Raw genomic sequence first — 20072 nt, 5'->3', positions numbered from 1 at the left:
CATTTTCTAGTTGTTACTCTTTTATTAAGTTTAGGTTACGTTTAAGTTATCTAAAGTTTACTATATTTTCTCTATAGTCTTTTTGTAAATCTCTTTGTAAGAATTCTAAGAACCTTATTAGCATTGCAGAGGCTTCTGCCCTTGTCATACTTTTGTTAGGGTTTATACGATTGTTCATGTCACCATTAATGAGACCAATTTCCCTTGCTACATATATTGCGTCCTTAGCCCAATATGGAATTTCCTCATCATCGTTAAAGGCTGTATTATATCCAGGAGTAGGTGCCTTTGTTTCAAATCCCAATGCTCTTATTAGTATCGTTATTGCTTGAGCTTTAGATAGTGGGCCATCTGGGATGAACTCATTATCCCTTGTACCCTTTATTATTCCCTTATCTACGGCCTGCTTTATATCGTCATAAGCTTCATTTTCTACACTAACATCGTTAAAGTAAGAAGTCTCTGGTTCTTTCTTTGTTCTAGATGCTCTTTTTTTATTGTTTTCTTCCAATGAGGCTCTTATATCACATGCCCTAATGATTCCCTTAGTAAATTCAAGTCTCGTCATTGGTACATCAGGTAAAAAGAAGGCGTCGCTGCCCTCAAATACATCGAGAGAATAAAGCTTTTTGATATAGTCCTCTGCCCAATGTCCTGCAACATCCTTAAACTTAGGTACAATTAATCTCTCTACTTTCTGGTTCATGCTTCTCGATAAATCTATGGTGTCCTTTTCTCTATCGCGGGACCTCGGCAGACCATTCCTCCATTCAGGCATGTTATAGGTATATCGCGATACTACCTGTCTATCGGTTATTCTTAAATGCCCTCCATCAAAACTGGAAAAGTTGGCTTCATTTTCGGAGTATTTTAAGCTCTTTGTTGTACTATCAGAGGTCTGAATGCTTACAGTTCCCTGCCATTCTTCCTCTTCTTCATCCCCATCATCATCTTCAAGTATTCCATCAAAGCTTATTGTATGGTTTATTAGTTGGGTTTCAGTCCCACCCCAAAAGTTTTTATAACCAACGTCTCCACCGGAGATATCAAGTATTACCTTACCTTTCTCAGCACCTCTTATAGAGTATTCATAGTATTTTCTACCCTTAAGATTTCCTGAGTAGAAGTCTGAAGCAGGTCTATTGTCTATGACATCGGATTTTGAAAACTGGAAATCCTCTAAATCAAACTTTTCATCTTCTATTGTTATTGTTTCTGAGTAATTACCATCTATCTGTGTATCGGCTATTGTCTGGCCTTTATCGTTCCTCTTGTCGTATTTCGTTAATAGGGTAATTCTTCTAGTCAGTCTTCCATCTATGTCGGGGTCTTCGGGAGTCAGTCTAAAATCGTATTTTACGGTCTTTTCATCTTCCTTTTCCTTAATAGTAATTTTATATTCTCCCACAAATTTTACAGGCTTTCCCGTTAGGAATACTACCTCAGTATATTCGTATTCATTATGGACTCCACCAACAAAATCCATTGGTTCTGCCCATACACTAAGGGGAATAAGTAGCATAACAATTGTTAAAACTGCTGCTGTAACTCTCTTCACTGACCTTCCCTCCTTTACTTTACAATAATTATTTTGGCTTCACTACTGTTTCTTACTACATATAATCTATCCTGAGGTTTTAATTCTTCAGGACCAATCAACTTGTTATTCTTTATAATCATGGCTTCTTCTAACATAATCTTTAGAGTTGATCTTCTCACCATCCATTGATTATTCCTAGGACTCCAATCCTCTGCATCTCTAAGGTAAGCTCTCCAACCTACCGATGCGTTTTCCTCAACTTCTTCTATTACACCATTGCTTACTCTTTGACTGTTTAATGAATCCAGCTTCTTCTTTAACAGAATGGTTGATATCCTGTCTCCATCGGTATATACGTATGCATGCCAATCTCTGTCTTTGCTGGATTTTTTATTGTCATCATCTATGGAATATTCCCCTTGGAAAAATTCTTCAGATGTTATGATCTCTTCATCTTCAAGGTCATATATGTAAGTATCATCATCATAGAACAACTCTTTTTCGCCTCTAAAGGACTCCCATTCATTTTTCTGAAGAAGATAGAAGTCATCTAAGATTACTTTACTCTTCGTCATTTCTTCAAGCTCACCTGCATATATATATGCTTGTCCAATGTTCGAGTTGTTTACGTCTTCATTATATACATAGATAACATCGGCAGCACTTTCATTGTTTCTCCCATCGGCTACTATAAATGCATCGGTGCCTGCACCTATCGAATAGGAATCGACCATTCGACCATTCTTTACTATTATAGTGCCTTCATCAAACTTAAGATTAACCTTGTTAGAAAGCTCCATGCTCCCAGCATACCAGTTTATACTCTCAATTTTATCTGAATAGGTCTTCTCGTAAAGGTTTTTTATAACCATTTTTTCTATTTTGTCCTGTCCAAAGAAGTCCTTTACTACCATATAGCTTCTTTTTCCACCCATATACTTTAGCTTCTGTGAGGAGATTTCTGATCCTCCCGTATATATAGGTGTGTCCGACGAATATGGAATAGTTACTGAAGGAGATTCTTCCTTCCATTTTCCATTTCTATATACTTCTAGATTTTCAAAGTTGATGCTGTCATCGATCATATCTGAAAATCCTATATCACCCCTATAAAGGTTCTTGATCCTTACGGACCCCTCTCTTTGTATCTCCATTCTACTTATCATGTTAGAGTCGATTTCATCAAAGTAAAGCTTTACACTGTCTCCTTCATAAAGAACGTCTGGTGATACTGCCTGACTATCCTTAGTAATTATGGTTCCTGGGAAAGTGTAGTATATCTCTTCCTTATTCCAAGGAAGCTTAATTGTTATTTGGTTTCTATCAATGCTTTTTATTATTCCTCGTCTATACTTTCCGCCTTCTTTTATGTATCCAAGGTTTGAAGTTGAATAGCCTTCAATATAGAATAGTTTAGTGCCTCTAGTACGTCCATAGACCTCCATCCCCACTCTAAAGTCTGAAAGCTTCGCTTCTCTATTATCTATCTTTACTGCTGCGTTTTCTTCTAAAGATAGTTTATAGACGTCACCGCCATACTCTTCTATTTGTAGCTCGTTCTCTCCAATACTAGTTAAAAATCCCTCTACCACTTTACTTTTCTGAAAATTTAAGCCGTAAGCAAGGGAAAAGCTGTTAATAGCAAGAAGACTTACAATAACAAGTGCCGAAAAAATTTTCTTCATTTTTATCGCTCCCTATTTAGTATTTTCAGTACTTGAGGGATTCTGATATTTCCTTTGAGTTATTTTTATAGACCCTAGGAAATATCAAAAGCCCTCTTAACTATACTAGTTTAAATTTTACTCTTCTCTTTTCCCCATTATTGAATACTTACCCATCACATCTACCATAGTTGTAATGGTTGTTGCATAGTCATGTACCCTCGAAGCTATCGGCGTCCATGAATCTTCATAATCATCATACCTATATAGCTCTACTTTTTTATATCTTCTCATCGCTGCTTTTTGCTCATCAAAGTCAAGAGTTATCTGAAGCTCAGATTTTAGGTATTCAATATTTCTGTATTCCTTTCCATCAAACACCTTTCCTTCCAGCATCAGAGGTTCTGACAGTGAACTTGAAGAAGGTTTACTATCTGTATTCTGTCTAAAGTTCACTGTAAATTTAACTCCTACATCTTCCTTTGACTTGTTTTCCTTTATTGTTGAGTTATAGAAGATTCTAGGATTAAACTTTATCCTAAACTCTCCTCCAATTATTGTTATATTTCTAGCATCATCGCTGGCTATAACAGACCCTGGCATACTTACTACTACCTTCTTTGTCCCTGCAAACTCAGTTTTTGTAAGGTCTAGCTCTATATCCTCATCATCGTAATCCGATGTTCCAAGGGTCAGTTCAACGCTATCCCCTGTTCTCTTGGTCCCTGTGTTCTCGTCTATTTCGCCATCATCATCATCTGGTTCCTCTACATCTCTTCCTGTTTCAACGGTGTTACTTTCTCCATATCCTAGGGATGTTCCATACTCCCCTACGGATTTTACTAAGAACATATACTCAGTTCTTGTCTCTAAGTCTTCATAGATGATACTGTTTAAATCAGTGGCGCCTATATATTCTGCCCCTCCATCATCTATAACAACAAATACTTCGTATTCTGCTGCACCGCTTACTCCATCCCAGTCTATCTTTATGTATTTATCATACATTAGGGTTGCTACAACATTTCCTGGAGGAGAGATATCCGGCAATCCATACTCGATTCCCTTATATGTATTACTTCCTCCACCATCTTCGTTTAGAACCATTAAGGTTATTTCACCTAGTTTACCACTAGGGGTAACAAGCTCTAAGGTTTCACTATCTATATATTCTACTCCGGATATGATATAACCTTCCTCTAATTTATAAATATCTGATCCAATATATACTAAATCGCTAGACTCATCATCAGCATCTACTTTCTTCAGTCCAGGATTGATTACAACCCTTGCACCATCGTTGAAGCCAGAACCCTTGATTCTTATTCTATCTCCACCTTCAATAGAAATGGTGTATATCTTTTTGTCGGTGGCTGGATTTACTACCGATACTATATTAGGAGTACTTATATAGGTAAATTCACCTACCGGAGCCGATAGTTCTCCATCGGGGTTCTCAACCTTTACCTCCACTTTACCAGGTGAGTGAGGAGGTGTGTAAACCTCAATGGTTTTATAGTTTATTACTTCTACATCCTCATCGGGTACCTGTATACTTCCAAAGTATACTGTAATCCTATTGTCATTCATTATCTCTCTAAAGTCTTCTCCTTCAATGGTCACCTTAGTGCCCCCACTGCTAGGACCCTTATCAGGAGTTATTTTACCTATCTGCGGAACTGTTTCTCCCTTTATAAATTGAATATATATTGCCATAGGCACAGTTTCATCGGAGGAGGCTATACCACCATCCTTGTTTTGTACTACAACACGATGAAGCTTTCCGATTTCCGACTCAGGAACCTCCGGCATGGTAAAGGTTAATCTATTTGGTAATTGATATGTTATATCTCCTTTTTCTATTGTAAGTATATCAGAAATCTGAATTATAGCATCTTCTCTAAAGTCTTCTCCATATACACTTACTATGTTGCCACCCTTATAGGTTACCTCTAGGACTTTCTTTCCATCCTTTTCTATAGGCTCTCTTCCCTCCTTGGTTATATTGGTGATTTTCGGAGAGCTATCAGGGTTTTTATATGTGAAATTTGTTTTTCCTTCCCCTCCATCGGGATTTATTACAGTAAGGGGAACTGTATCTACTGTATAGTAGCTTGGGGTAGTTACTATGATATGCTCACTGCTTACGTATTCAACTTCAGGAGCATAACCCCTTTCTACAAATAATCTGCCATCTTCTACCCATACGCGTATCAGTTCGTAGCCATCATAGGAACTGCCTGTTGAGTTTTTAAGCATACTTACGGGTATATATACCTCTTCATCATTATATCCCGTTATTCCGCCAGAGATTTGATATATAACATCATTTGCCTCTATAAATGGCTTTAATGTATTATTTACACCGTCATACTCTATTTTAAGATCTCCTTCAAGATTAACTGTTGTTCTTCCATTATTGATCAATCCTGAGTTTTCCTCAGTTCTTGGTATTTCCTTGTTAGTTATTCTTCCAAAGTTAACACGGACTATGGATTGACTTTCTTTGATTATATTGTTACCAGCATCATATGTATATACTTTGATAGAGCTTTTTTCAAAATCTGTACCCTTTATTTCTACCTTGTCCCGTCCTTGCTTCTTTCCTTCATTAGGTACTACTGAAGTAATGGTAGGACTGGAATCATCATAGGTAAACTTTACCTTGTTGGATATCCCTGAATCATTATTTATAACGTATACGTCTACATCTCCAGCACTACCTGTAGGAAGAATAACCTTTAGATATCCATTAGAGAACTCTACTATTTTAGCTGTCTTATCTCCAAAGTATACCTTAGGTAGTATAGGTGATGAATAGTATTCGTCGTATATTTCATGTTCAAAGGCTACAGGGCTCGTCCAATCATCTACTGTTCCAATCTGTGCCTCGTTATTCCATACTCCATCGTTATTTACATCGTTAAATGGTTCATCTGCATCTCGGGCTTGATCTCTGTCTAAGTCATCAAAAGGCTCAAAGTATCTAAAGTCAAAGCCTGTGATTTCAATTATATCTCCACCGGCTGCACTTCCACTACCGGGAACTATTTTTACTATTTCTGGATTACTGGCAGGAATAACGTATGTAAATCCGTCTTCTACACTGTCACTTCCTCCATCGGGATTTAGAACTACTACAGGAACGGTTATTCTGTCGGTATCTAGGTCTTCGTCTAAATCTCCTGCATAGGCTGGAACTTTAACCACTATCTGGGTTCCATCTACACTTACGGTTGTATCATCTTCATCTATCTCAACTCCACCTATGATAACCGTGGTTTTAGAATCTCCGTTATCCATAAACTCGGTACCGGTAATAGATATTGTATATCCACCTGAATTCGATCCCTGATCAGGGTCTATTTTAGTTATAGCAGGCTTTGATTGAGGCTGTTTAAAGTAATAGAAGCCTTGTTCATTTACCTTTGTATCCTTTTTGGTATCAGGGTTTACTACTGAAAGGTCATAGTATCCCTCTGTATTTAAAATAGGTACTGTGAAATATATTTTATTCTTATCAATGACCTTAACGTTGTCTCCGACGATTACGTTGGCATCTATTTTAAATGGAGTCTTAAGTCTAAGGTTTATAGTGGTTCCTCCATCAGTAAGCTTTATATAATCAAAATGTTTTAAAGGATCTGCATCAGTTTCATCAGTTTCAACTGTAAGGTCAAATATTCCTCCGCCTTCCTTTTCAGCCTTGATATTTGCACCATCTAGTTTTATTTTATACGTCTCATCTACTCCATTTGTAATAAGCGGAGTCTTTGTTGAGTCTAGATCTATTGTGTAGAATCTATTTTCGGGCTGCTTGTTAAGAACTATACTGTGATAATAATCTTGAAGCACTAGCTTACCCCCGGACACACTGAATATTTTTGATGCGGCCGGTGCTTTATAATCATTAAGGATAACTTTATTAGTGCTCGTATCCAGGTTGTATGTATTAATATCCACACCTTCTAGGTAAATTCTAGTTCCTATTAGTTTAAAGATATTATCTTCGTCACCGGTAGGATCTGGTTTTAGGAAGTTATCTCCGTCAACAACAACTAGAGTTCCCGTATTACCCTTTTTAGGCGAAAAATCATTTATTTTGGGATTTGTATAGGTTTTTACATACGTAAAGGAGTGGGTATCCATACCACCCTCTTCATTCATAACTAAAAGCTGGGTTTCTCCTTCTCTCCCCGGTGGAGATGTAAAGGTTATTTCTCTTCCATCCTCGGAACGATTAATTGGATTCACTTTGGCTCCATCTATGAATACCATTACTCCATCTTGGAAGTTACTTCCCTCTATTGTTATTTCTTCTCCTCCATCAACGGTTACTATATTTGGATTAACTTCATTTATTACAGGAATCTTACTTGCTGCTGGTTCTACAAATTCAATACCGTTATTTAATTGGAAATCCAATCCATGATTTTCAGAGTTTCTAACGGGATTCGTTATTTTTACAAAAGTTTTTCCAAGAGTTGTTACGGTTTTTCCTGCAGGAATTGTAATCAATATTTTTGTTCCTACCTCATTTCCCTCGGTACCATCCAACAGTTCTCCAGAATCATTAAATATCTTAATGTCTACATTTGTGTCATGATGAGGATCAGCTACAAAGCTTTTATTCAACACAATTTCCCCGAACTCTATTGTAGGATACATTAATTTTTCAGTTCCACCACCATCTACATACTTATGGATTGCAAAGTTTTCTCCATAGATACCTACAAGAACATCTTCCTGAAGTTCAAAATTTCCACCATTATTTTCAACCTGTATTTTTTCAGGTACTACTTCATCTATAGTCGGAGTCAACTTACTAGGGATAAAGGTATATCCATTCGTCAGTTCTGCTCTTTCCTTAATAACTATATCGTCACCAGCAATTTCAAATACCGTTTCAATCTCTGCTACTACATCCTTTGTTGGGTCAAGCTCTGCATCGTTCACCACTGGAGTCATTACCTTGATTGTATCTAGATCAGCAGTGAGATTATAATCATATTGGGGTGGGACCGGTATAGGTACCATTGGAACAAATTTTGCTTTCCCACCAATTGTTACACTTATGCTTCTCGTTACCTTAGTAACAGGAATGCCGTTATATGTTCCACCCGCTGTATATTCTATTACTAGTTTTTCCTGGTCAATATCACCTGCAGGGTCTTCATGATCTATAGTAATAGGAAGAGTTGGTGTAAATTCTGGTATATTCATAGTCCCTAAAAACTCACCTGATATCGTAACCTCTTGTCCAGAATCTGGTCCAGAATTTGGTTGAACATTTAAAATAGTTGGTTTACTGCTTCCGTCAATAACATAAAACTTTTCTGGTGCTGCACTTGCATTTTTTACAACATGTACCTGATTGACTTCATCCATCGGGTCATTACCATCGGCAACGGCGTTGGTAAGAACAACATAGTATTCTCCGATAGGAATATCAGGAACTTCCACGGTTAAAATATCTTCGTCACCTGGAGTCGGTCCAGGTTGAAATGTCTTATTTTTACCCTTGTTTTGATTTGTATAGGGGTCGGTTCCATTTATTTCAGTTAGGAAAAAAACATCATAACTATCTAGATCTGTACTTGTAAAATAGACCTTATCGCCTTTTACTCCACGGTTGGGAAACATCTTTAGACCAGTAACTGTAATATCTTCTACCAATCTAAATTGTTCTTGATAGTTATAGTTAATTTTGACATCCACAGGAGCAAGAGCTCCACTACCCATTTCAACATCAGCAACTGTGTTGCTCTTTTCAAAGGCTATATTTTGAAGTCCTAGTTCTCCTGTAAGGTTTTCCATTGTATACTCAGGTGGATTAGCTACTAATGTCATATTATTGACAGCTATAGAGTGTCCATATTTTGCAGTTACAGTTCCTCCGATTGTACCCAAATTTGAACCTTCAAGTACTATCTCTCCACCATCAGCTTTAAGCTTATTTCTATTAACCTGCCTCGTAACCGATGATAAGGTAGGCATGTTCGCTTCATCTAAGGTAATCCTAGCTGCTCCAATAGTAATTTCTCTACCTAATTGGTCATCGGTTAATTCAAATTGAAGTATATTAGAAGTATTTATTGTTCTATTTGTAAGAGGCTCTAAGCCCGTTCCAGTATCCATGAATACATCAGCATTATCTATATGGGTTCCGCGGATTACAATCCTTCTAATTTCTAGGTTTCTATCTTTATCGTATACTTTGTAAATTTCTACAGATGTAATTGTATAATTGGCCGCATCAAAGGCATGGGCCACCATATCCTCCCAGCCTGCTGTGCTTAAAACCATTAAGATAGCTATAAGCAGAGCAACGGTTCTACTAATAAAGTTTTTAGCTTTTCTCTTTTTCATAATCTTTACACCGCCTTATGGATTGAAGTATTTAAGCTATAATTTAATCCTCTACTACAATGAAGATACCAGCTGCCTTGCTTTCTACAGTTACTACTCTATCTACTAGATCTATAGACATCTGTTCTATGTAAAAGTTTCTTGTTTCTTCATCATACCTTAAAACCTTGAGCTTCTTTGGATTTGCCCTTTCGAAAGGTATCTCAAGGACTACTTTATCTATGGTACAGTTCTCAATGCTTACCCTTATGAATTCCGACTTAAGTACTTTCCCTTTGAGTTTTTTCTTCAATGACTGACTAAAGGTGTCTTCTATTCTTCCAAGGGTTATAGTTAGCTCGTCATCATCGGAATCATCTTCCAGGCTTACCTCATAAAGATCTATATTGGCCCATCGAGACTTCGTAATTAACTCGTCTATCTCATCGTCTTCATCGCCTTCTACAACTATTTTTCTAACTAAAACATTGTTACCCATAAGCTCATCTAAATCAAGCTCAACTTCATTATCGTCGGCATATTTTGATTTTAATAAAACTGTATTTTCACTTACCTTTATTTCTGCCCTTACCTCTCCGACGGAAACATCCGTTGAAACATATTCTTCTGTAGGAATTTTATCCCCTTCCTTAACTACACTAAATACTCCATATAGCTCTCTCCTATGGTTATCATCATTTTCTATGAATATATTGTATATTCCTGGTTCTAGCCTATCATTTCCATCAGGAAGATAAACTTCTAGGTATATAGTTCCATCATCATCCTCTTCTATATCTACATCTTCAGCTTCTATATCGTTGAAATATACCTTAACTGTTTTATAGAAGAATTGTCCTGTAATTATGAGGGGCTCGTCCTCATCGTAATCTTCTCCTACACTACCTACAAGCATATCGGTTATGACAGGGTCTGCCATAGTTGTAAAGCTCCATGTAATACTATCATTTCCGTCTCCGCCACCGGAGTAAACTACCACGTTAGATGCTATGGTTACATTATAGGTAGTCTGTGAACTTAGAAGCTCTATAGGTACATAGAGATAGGCTTCTGCTTTTTCACTATCCTTTTCAAATATGTATTCAAGATATTCATCTTTTTCAGATTGAGACTTGTCTTCATCACCTAATACAGCTATTACATCCCTAATGAAATCAGTGTCGATTAAGGATTTGCTACTTCCCACTGCCGTTAGGGAGGATTCTTCCATAAGTCTTGACAGACCTAGATATTCGATAGAACCATCTAAGGCCGTAGCTTGTCTAATCTCTAATTCTCCTACACCATCACCATCCAAGTCTAGATCTTTAAATGTTATCTTTAGAAAATGTTTATCTTCTCCATCTATTGTTCTTTGATTTAACTCCTTCTCATCATACCATACATCAGGATCGGATGTATCGTTGTCCTCTACTGGAGGCTTATCCTTTGGATTTAAAAGTAATTCATCACTTACTAGAACTGTTCCATTCTTAAATCGTATTGTAAGCTTAAGCTGTAACTGACTGCTTATAGATGTAAATTTTTGTATGAACTCTTGCTTTTTATCATCTCTTATCTTTACCTTTATAGTTGTTACATCTTGAAACTCAATATCATTTGTGGTTATTTCCAATAGCTCTGTACTATCAATGTTCTCTATCTCTACCTTATCAATCTCTCCATTGAGATTGTATCCTCTAACAAGGATTTCCCATGTTTCTTCATGTATATCTAGAACGCCTTTTTCACTATTATCAAGTCTCAGTATACCCTTTTCCGCAGTACTAAGACTTTCTACTACAAAGTGGAATTCTAAGCTTGGCAAACTGTCTCCCGCCCTATTTCCAAACACATTGGCTGGAATCTCTAAACGATAACGTCGTCCGTATTTTAATTCCTTAGGATATATGTACAGCTTTGTATATTTTATATCGTTTTTAATATAGTACTCCATAGCAATCTTGTCTATTTCTACGGAAACATCGCTGTAGGAACCATCAGAATTTTTCTCTCTAGCATAATAATCATTAAGTGTGCTAATACTCAGCAAGCTCTCAAATAGCCCTTCTGTAGCTTTTGGTATAATCTCGCCCTTTACATCTATAACTATAGGCTGCTTTCCAATTTTTTCAACTATATCACTATCATCATCGGCTGGTAAGTCTTCACCATATTTAGGCATTTCAAAATAAGCGTCTTCCTTTTCAATATCACTTATGGTATGATTTTCTACACTTTCCCAGCTTCCATCTAGCTCTTCCCAGGATTTCTTTGTCCAAAAATCAAACTCGATATCAGATTCTATATTATATCCTTGCTTATTTTCAATGGCATCCCTATCAACCTTCAATATATATTTATTTAGATTTTTCAAAGGATATTTAGGTGTTATCTTCAATACTTTTTCTTCATTTTCATATTCTAAAATCTCAACGGCGCTGATTTGCAGAGCTTTTAGCTTTGTAATATCATTGAGTTCACTAATATCTGTAGTTCCCTCTGGATGTACATATGTAGTTTCATTTATTGAATCACCATCTAGGTCTACTCTTTTAAAGTTATATATATGTATTTCATTACTATATATCTGATTATAGTCATGCTCTACATGTGTTGTCTCGACATCATAGAGATAAAAATACTTGTTTATTGCAATTGCAGGATTGTATTTATTGTTATCTAGATCTTCTTTAAATGCTTTATCAAAGGTTATCTCACTGTCAAATTCAATATATATACTTCCATCATCCTCTAAGTCCGTTGAATCCAGTTTCCTTATATCATCATCTAGATCAGAACTTGAGGAGTACGATACTACTCCAGGACTATTGCTTGCTCCTACCGTAGTAAAGTTTATGTTTATTTCTTCATTAGTTATGTATATATTTTGACTCGCATTAACAGATATAACCCCTTTATTGATCCACAAGTAATATGGTGCATTGGGCCTTAAGAAGCTATTCTCAATATTTCTATCGTTAAATTCAATGACTAGCTCTTTGTTAATGTAATCGGCATATATCCTCGTATTATCTGTATTCAGTGAAATTTCTTCTCCATCAGCTCCACCTGCACGTAGCTTCATATTATTCAGAATTGTGGTGGTATTTATGGTTCCTAGAGAATAGTTAAATTTTATCTTAATGGTAGGCTCTAGACTTACCATGGTTGCATCATTTTCTGGGCTTGTCTCGGCAACGGTTTTATTTGTCTTAAATTCTGTTGTTACACCTGGACTGTTTACTCCAGAGTCGTTATATATTGAGTTTTTAGATTGTGCATTCTTTAAATAAACGGCTCCATCTAAAAGCTTTACTGTATACTTCGAAAAGTCATTTAATTTTTCTCCATCTTTTCTTTTTATAATAAGCTTGTTTCCATCAACTGACAGGGTGAAATTCTCAGCACTATCGCTTTGGTAACCTGTTAAGCTTGCGTTTAAGCTTTGTGATGTTATATTTATATAGTTCTTTATATATATGTCCATATTATATTCTAAGAGAGCATTTAATGAAACATCATCGACAAACTCATAAACAATGGCATCATCTCTATCTATTCTTTCTTGGAGGTTCGTAGGACTAGATGTTACCAAAATATCATTTAGGCCGCCATCTCCAATAGTAACAAAGTCAAAGTATATGTCTTCATTTTCTTCCAGAATAATATCTATATTTCCATATACATCTTCCCTAATAGTGTAACTCGTACTCCTAAGTAATCCCGCTGGAATGTGTATAGTATACAGTGTATGCTTTTGAAGTTGATATAACTTTGATACACCAGTATCAGAGGTATATGTTTTGGGCCTTAACTGGATACCTGAAGTAGTTCCTGTGACCTCAAATTTATAGCTTTCCTCTTCCTCTTCACCATTCTTAGCAGTTATAGTTATTTCATCAAGGCTTCTATCTTCATTTACGGTGTATGTTCCCTCTTTCCATTCAAAATCTATCTTAGATACATTAGTTTTGACTCCTCTGCTTCCATTTGCAGTGGTGATACCATCTATTTTCACATCAATATCCATATTGCTTATTAGTGCTTGTGATATAGTAAACATAATTAAAGAACTTATGATTACTAATAAAACCCGTAGGAAAACTCTATATCCCCTTTTTGTTTTCTTCATATTTTTCTTACCATACTCTATATTTCTTACAGATTATGGCTTCCTCCCTTCGTCAAAATATACTCTGGATTGTCTTAATACATCTATTATACTTTGATTTTTCTTCACGAAAAACCAAATTTCTAAGGATTTTTACAAAGTATTACCCATTATATGTATCGTCAAAACTATTCTATATCTTTAATAGAGAAAACAATTCCTCCTACCTAATTTTTTTAGCATTTATCTTCTAACTCTTTATTTTTGGATATAATTGGTGTATTCTATTATTAATAGTAGTAATGTTCTTAACAAGATCATAAAAATTCTTACCTTAGGAGGTTTACTTATGAAAAATAAACTGATATTAATTTTGATAGTCTTCTCTGTTTTTGGAGCTATGACAACTTTCTCCCAAGCACAGGCTAGCAGTAACAGCGACTATGTAAAGCGTCTGGAAGAGCGAATAAAGAGTTTAAAATCAAGCCTCGAATCGAGGGATGAGAAAATTAATGATTTAGAATCTAAATTAGAGAAAAAGGACAAAGAGATTTTTGATTTGAATAAAGATTTAAAATCAAAGGGTGATGAGATTGACGCTTTAAAAGAAAAGGAAAAGGCGCAGATTTCTAAAGTCTCTATAGTAGAAAGTCTTTCTGATATAAAAAGTACTAAAATACTTGAGCTTGAGGGGATTGTAGATGCAAAAAATACTGAAATCGATGAATTAAATAAGGTTTTAGTGGAAAAGAACTCTACCATCGATGAACTTAATTTCAATGTATTAACTCTATCTGCTCAAATAAAGGGATTAAATAACGATTTAAATACCGAAATGGAAAGGGTAGAGGGTTTAGAATATCAAATCGATACAAGAGATCTTAATCTTAGCAACTATACATATAGACTGGACCAAGAAGCCCTTGAAAAGGATGCTTTAAAATATGAAATCTCTCAACTTAAGTTAGAACTCGATATAGACGATGATGGAGATAATAATGACGATGAAGATGATATTGAAGATATGCTAGATAAAGATTACGATAAATATGATGATGACGATGTAACCTTTAGATTCAACAAGTTTGATGTAGATATTTCTTCCAATAAAATTGAAGTTGAAATCTATGGATCTAATTTTGATAAAACTGATGAATGGAAGGATAGAGATAAGCCTGATTTTAGAGATTTTATCGAAGATCTTTGCGAAGAGATTGATAAGGATTTCAATGATGATATTGAAGTCACCGTATACGATGAGGACGATGATAAAGTCGGGGAATACGAGTACGACGATGATGACAATGACATATCGGATTATGATGAGTATCCGTTCTAACAAAAAGAAGCTAATAGCCAGTGGCTATTAGCTTCTTTATTATTTACACCATTTTTCTTTCAACAATCTGATTTACCACAAAGGATGCTACGTCTTCTGCATAGCTGCCTCGTCCGAAGCCGGCATCATAGCCAAGTTCTTTTGCCAGTTCATGGCTGATTCTTGGACCACCACATACTAACACTACCTTGTCCCTGATTCCTTCTGCCTCTAGAAGTTCAATTAGATTAGTTAGATTTAAAATATGAACATCTTTTTGTGTAACTACCTGCGATACAATTATCGCATCTGCATCTAACTCTATAGCCTTTGCAATCAGGTCTTCGTTTGGTACCTGACTTCCAAGGTTATGAGCCTCAATACCCTTGTATCTTTCAAGTCCATAGTGACCATCGTAGCCCTTCATATTCATGATGGCATCGATACCTACGGTATGGGCATCTGTACCGGTACATGCCCCAACTATAACTACATCTTTTTTGATGTTTTCTTTAATAAAGGCTTCTACTTCATATTTATCCATTACTTCCACATCTACCTTTGGAACCTCAATGTTTGCGTAGTCTACGGTATGCTGACACTTACCATATACTACAAACATTGTAAACCCTACTCCAAGGTCTTGGGCATGAACTACACTAGGTTCTTCTATACCCATTTTTAGCGCAAGACGCTTTGCAGCCTCTTCAGCCTCTGCTCCTTTTGGTATAGGTAATGTGAAGCTTAGCTGCATCATTCCATCATTTAAAGTATCTCCATAGGGCTTTACCCTTGTTAGATCTATTTTTTGATTTGACATTAACGAGCACCTCCTAACATAAGGTCCATAAATGGATTAAGATATTTATCTTCCTTAACTACAACTCCATCTAGTCCTTTACCGCCGTCAAAGGCTCTCTTTACACCTGCAAATTTTCCTTGTTCTATTGTGTTAAATAATCCTTCGCCCTCGATTTCCTCTATCATAGCTGTTGCCTTTTCAAGGACTTCATGCGCTCTACTCTGGATTATACCATCTTCCTTAAAGGATATCTCGTCTCCAAGATTTCTCATGTTTCCAAATATATATTTAGCATTTTCTATTGATAAAGCTCTGTCATGTAGGAATGGCGTGTGGATTGCCTCCGTTAACATTCCTAACAGCTGTAGGCTTTGACCTGTCATAATTGCAACCATGTTGAATAGTGCATCTTGAATATGTCCTTTAAATATGTCTCCGGTCTTAAATTTAGTAGGAGGCATATACTTCAGTGGTGCATTAGGGAATATCTCCTTAGCCATTTGTGCCTGAGCAAGCTCTAGAAGGAATCCATTTTCTAGGTTTGGATTCATCTCAAAGGCATGACCAAGTCCCATTTGCTCCTCTGGTATTCCAGCCTTTAGAGCAAATTGCTCATTGATAAACTGAGAAGCTAAAACTGTATGGGCTTCTTCTACTGCATCGGCAGTTGTCAAATAGTTGTCTTCTCCAGTATTTATTATAATCCCTGCAAAACCATTGATTACTCTTGAGAAGTATTGGTCTACAAGGGTTCTTTGCATATTTATATCTCTAAATAATATCCCGTAAAGGGCGTCATTAAGCATTACATCCAGTCTTTCCATAGCTCCCATTGCAGCTATTTCTGGCATACACAGCCCTGAACAGTAGTTACATAATCTTATATATCTTCCTACTTCCTCTCCAACCTCATCTAATGCTTTTCTCATCAGTCTAAAGTTTTCTTGAGTTGCGTAGGTTCCACCAAAGCCTTCAGTAGTTGCTCCGTATGGAACATAGTCTAGTAAACTTTGAGCCGTCGTTCTGATTACTGCTATGATATCGGCTCCTTGTCTAGCTGCTGCCTTAGCTTGAAGAACGTCTTCATATATATTTCCTGTGGCAACTATAACGTAAAGGTATGGCTTTGCACCTTCACCGATGTTTTCTATGAAGGATTCTCTTTCTTCTCTGTTTTTCTTTATTCTTTCTACCATTTCTACCGCTAATTTTTCTATTTCTTCTTTGATTCTTCCTTCCTCGGCTGCCGGAAGCTTCATTAGGTCAATTTCACCTGTGCTAACTTCCTCAGCGATTTCCTGCGGTGTCTTTCCTGTGTTTACTATGGCATTACCTATCCAGTATGCAACACCCCTTGAAAGGCCACCCTCTTCTTTGATGTGGTCTACCACAACGTTCGGAAGTGGTTTTTCGATATCATCTACACCGTCTATCCCAAGTAATCTTGCGATTGTTCTTTCAACGGTTATAGTAGTATGTTTGTCGATAAACCCTTGCATGTCCTGTGCAATGTTTGCTGCTGAATTTCGAGCCTTTTCTATAAGGCTCTTATCCAGATTTAATTTGCTTTGCATTATAACATACCCCCATATGCTTTATTTTAGAATACTTTCTGCGTCACTAAGGATATCTTCATCAAGTCCCATTAATCTTGAGATGTTGATGGCATCCTTAGGTACTTCTTTAATGTCATTTATTTCTATAAGTCTATAGTCCATGAAGTGATGGAGCATTTCTATACCCTGTTTTTCTTCTTTTATTTTTTCAGATATCTTTTTGAAATCTTCTAGGGATAGGCCCCTTACCTGTAGATGTTTTACATCACCGTCGTCGGCTAGGCCGTCAAAGTGCGTGGTGATTATCGTTATAGTCTCTTTATTCTTTAGATAATTGATTATTGCCTTTGATAGGGCATAGCCCTCCTTGGGGTTTGTTCCCCGTGCCAATTCATCAATAAGTATAAGTCCTTCTTTATCTGATTCCTTTATAGCTTCTTTTATCTTCAGTATCTCACCGCCAAAGGTACTTAGTCCCTTGTCCGTAGACTGCATATCTCCCACCGATAAGAATATAAATTGTTTAAGGGAGAATCTCATCTCCTCCGCTGGCACAAACATACCATATTGTGCCATTGCTAGAAGAAAACCTATGGTCTTTAAGGATACTGTTTTTCCACCCATATTTGCACCGGTTATACATGTAACGCCCCTATGGAGCTCTATTGTTATGGGAGTAAATTCTCTCCCAGATTTTCTAAGGCTTTGTTCAACCTTTATATTCCGGCCATTCAATATATATAGGTTGTTTGAATCTATTATTTCAGGCTTAACACACTTAAAGCCCACAGCATGATAACCCTTAGCAACTAATAAATCCAGTTTTCCTATGGCACATATATTTTTTTCTATGACCTTAAGATACTTTTTAATTTCTTCACTTAGTTTTCTACGAACTTTAAGCTCTTCCTCTGATTCTAGTACCTTAAGCTCTTGGAACTCTCGGCTTAGATCATCTATATCCACAGTGTTTATTGTTTTAAAGGTTATGTTCATGTAGGTTTCTAGGCTATAGTTTAAAAGTTCGTAGGCTTTAAATTTGTTTATAAGGTCTGTATTATCCTTATTTACTGTAATTTCTCCGTTCGGTCTTAGTTTTACATTTAAATCTGCTTCTACTCTTTTTCTTAGGTCTTTTCTTTCTTTATTGATCTTGTTTTCTATGTCTCTAAGGTCTTTTCTTATCTTACCTAATTTCTTCGAGTATTCATCATATATATAAAATGTATTAGTCTCTGTTCCCTGGGGATCAAAGAGTTTTTCAAGATGTGGCATTTGTGCTGGTCTTATATCTTCCGGTATATCCCACTTTAGCTTTTCTAAGTTAACATCCAACTTTTTAAGTATATTTATGAAGGACTTTATTTCAAAAAGCTCAGTGGTACTTAATATTTCACCTTCGTCTACCCGTCTAAAGGTTAATCTTAGATCCTTTATGTGCTTGAATAGGTTTCTCATTTCTACGAAATCATATCTTTGCCTCTCAATTAGCACCGAGACCTTTTCTATTCTCTCGTACTCCTGCTCAAGTCTTTTCTTTTCCTTTGAACTATATGGTTTCATAGCCTTTTTATAGGCCTCTCCATAGGGTGTATATACTGTGAGGTTGTTAAATATATAGTCTAACTCAAGATTCTTTGCTGTTTCAGTAGAAATAAACATTTATACACCTTCATTCATCATTACATCTAAAACCGGTAATGGGTTTAGGATTTTTTTCATCTTATTTAAAAAATCCACCTGAGAAAAGTAATAACCTAATGGCGAATAGGGATTTATGGTTACAGCTAGTACATTGACCTCTTCTAATACCTTAAGGTCAACTCCGATTTTTCGAAAGTACTGCCAATCCCTGTAGTCAATAAATATTCTTGTGGAATCTTTAATTACAAAGGTAACCTTTTTAAAACGCTTTGTACTAGAAACTATGTCCTTTAGGGTTCTTGTAACCAATGACCCACTTATAATTACGTATCTTGAATCTTCGTCTAAAGCCCTGGCTATTTCCCTTCCAGAGTTAAGAGCTGTCTTTATGTCTAGTATATCTATTTCGTATTGGTCATTAATAACACATATCTTCTTATTTTCAATAATTTCTCTTGCTATGTTCTTGACTTTTTCGTCGGCAATAGCTTCTATATTGAAGAGCTCTGCCTGATGGGCAGTTTTCTCTATGACCTTATTCATATCCCTGCTAAGTACTGCTCCTGTGGCTAAAATAGTGGCCTGAGTAATCGATGGCGAGGCAGAGGATTTTCTATCCAACGCACCGTCAACTACAGCTATGTCCACTCCATGAGCCAGCATCTTTTCAGCTACCTTTTTTATTTCAACATTTGAGCAAGGTCCTGCTATTTGTACATATCCAGGGGAAAGGGCTCTAGCTATTACAACCCTTCCCATGGAAGTATTAAAATCTGTTATTTCAAGGATTTCGAGGTTAGCTTCACAAACTTTAAAAATCTCCTCTGCAGTGGCAATCAGCGTTCCTTCGTATATATAAATCAGGGGTTTCTCAGTAAAGGTTACTATATCCTGTTTTTCGCCGTCCCTTCCTATAGATGTGATTCCAAGCCTCACATTATCTTCAAGGGCTTCTTCTACTAGTTCATTTAGAGTAACGGTTTTCCCTGAGTTTTTAGCCATACCAACTACAGATATTATGTTGTACTTATTTTTTATCAGATTTAAAAGTTGCATTGTAAAGCCTCCTTTGATGCGATGTGCGAC

General features: G+C 36.3%; 9 protein-coding genes. 1 reads left to right on the top strand and 8 read right to left on the bottom strand.

What is annotated here, in order from left to right; genetic code table 11:
* Positions 1-46 precede the first annotated feature (46 nt).
* From R9X47_RS18695 to R9X47_RS18680, 4 genes are all read right to left on the bottom strand, one after another.
* Entirely contained in the window at positions 47-1558 is a 1512-nt protein-coding gene (locus R9X47_RS18695; protein WP_432662543.1) for an S-layer homology domain-containing protein, read from the bottom strand.
* Between the two features lie 14 nt (positions 1559-1572).
* Positions 1573-3225 (bottom strand): hypothetical protein, encoded by a 1653-nt coding sequence (locus R9X47_RS18690; RefSeq protein ID WP_432662542.1) that lies wholly within the window; start codon positions 3223-3225, stop codon positions 1573-1575.
* A gap of 117 nt (positions 3226-3342) precedes the next feature.
* Positions 3343-9573 (bottom strand): IPT/TIG domain-containing protein, encoded by a 6231-nt coding sequence (locus tag R9X47_RS18685; RefSeq protein WP_432662541.1) that lies wholly within the window; start codon positions 9571-9573, stop codon positions 3343-3345.
* 43 nt (positions 9574-9616) lie between these two features.
* The gene (locus tag R9X47_RS18680) at positions 9617-13687 is read right to left on the bottom strand and encodes an Ig-like domain-containing protein (RefSeq protein WP_432662540.1); all 4071 of its coding nucleotides are present in this window, start codon (positions 13685-13687) and stop codon (positions 9617-9619) included.
* Between the two features lie 328 nt (positions 13688-14015).
* On the opposite strand from R9X47_RS18680, the gene R9X47_RS18675 reads away from it, so the two are divergent.
* Positions 14016-15005 carry a coiled-coil domain-containing protein gene (locus tag R9X47_RS18675; protein WP_432662539.1) on the top strand — a complete coding sequence of 330 codons (990 nt, stop codon included), beginning with the start codon at positions 14016-14018 and terminating at the stop codon, positions 15003-15005.
* Positions 15006-15048: 43 nt separating this feature from the next.
* Here the strand turns inward: R9X47_RS18675 and R9X47_RS18670 are convergent, their stop codons facing one another.
* The 4 genes from R9X47_RS18670 to R9X47_RS18655 are packed head-to-tail and all read right to left on the bottom strand — an operon-like array spanning position 15049 to position 20042.
* A complete protein-coding gene (locus R9X47_RS18670; RefSeq protein WP_432662538.1) occupies positions 15049-15804 on the bottom strand; it encodes an OAM dimerization domain-containing protein in 756 nt (251 codons plus the stop codon).
* Positions 15804-17360 (bottom strand): lysine 5,6-aminomutase subunit alpha, encoded by a 1557-nt coding sequence (locus R9X47_RS18665; protein ID WP_432662537.1) that lies wholly within the window; start codon positions 17358-17360, stop codon positions 15804-15806. The genes R9X47_RS18670 and R9X47_RS18665 overlap by 1 nt, the downstream gene beginning before the upstream one ends.
* A 21-nt stretch (positions 17361-17381) precedes the next feature.
* A complete protein-coding gene (locus R9X47_RS18660; RefSeq protein ID WP_432662536.1) occupies positions 17382-19004 on the bottom strand; it encodes a MutS-related protein in 1623 nt (540 codons plus the stop codon).
* Positions 19005-20042, bottom strand: coding sequence for a hypothetical protein (locus R9X47_RS18655; RefSeq protein ID WP_432662535.1), 1038 nt, complete (start codon positions 20040-20042; stop codon positions 19005-19007).
* Between the last annotated feature and the right edge of the window lie 30 nt (positions 20043-20072).

The sequence above is a fragment of the Wukongibacter baidiensis genome, assembly GCF_050888315.1.
GTDB lineage: Bacteria > Bacillota > Clostridia > Peptostreptococcales > Caminicellaceae > Wukongibacter > Wukongibacter baidiensis.
The sequence above is the reverse complement of the archived record's forward strand: the minus strand, read 5'-3'. Positions and strand labels throughout refer to the sequence as shown.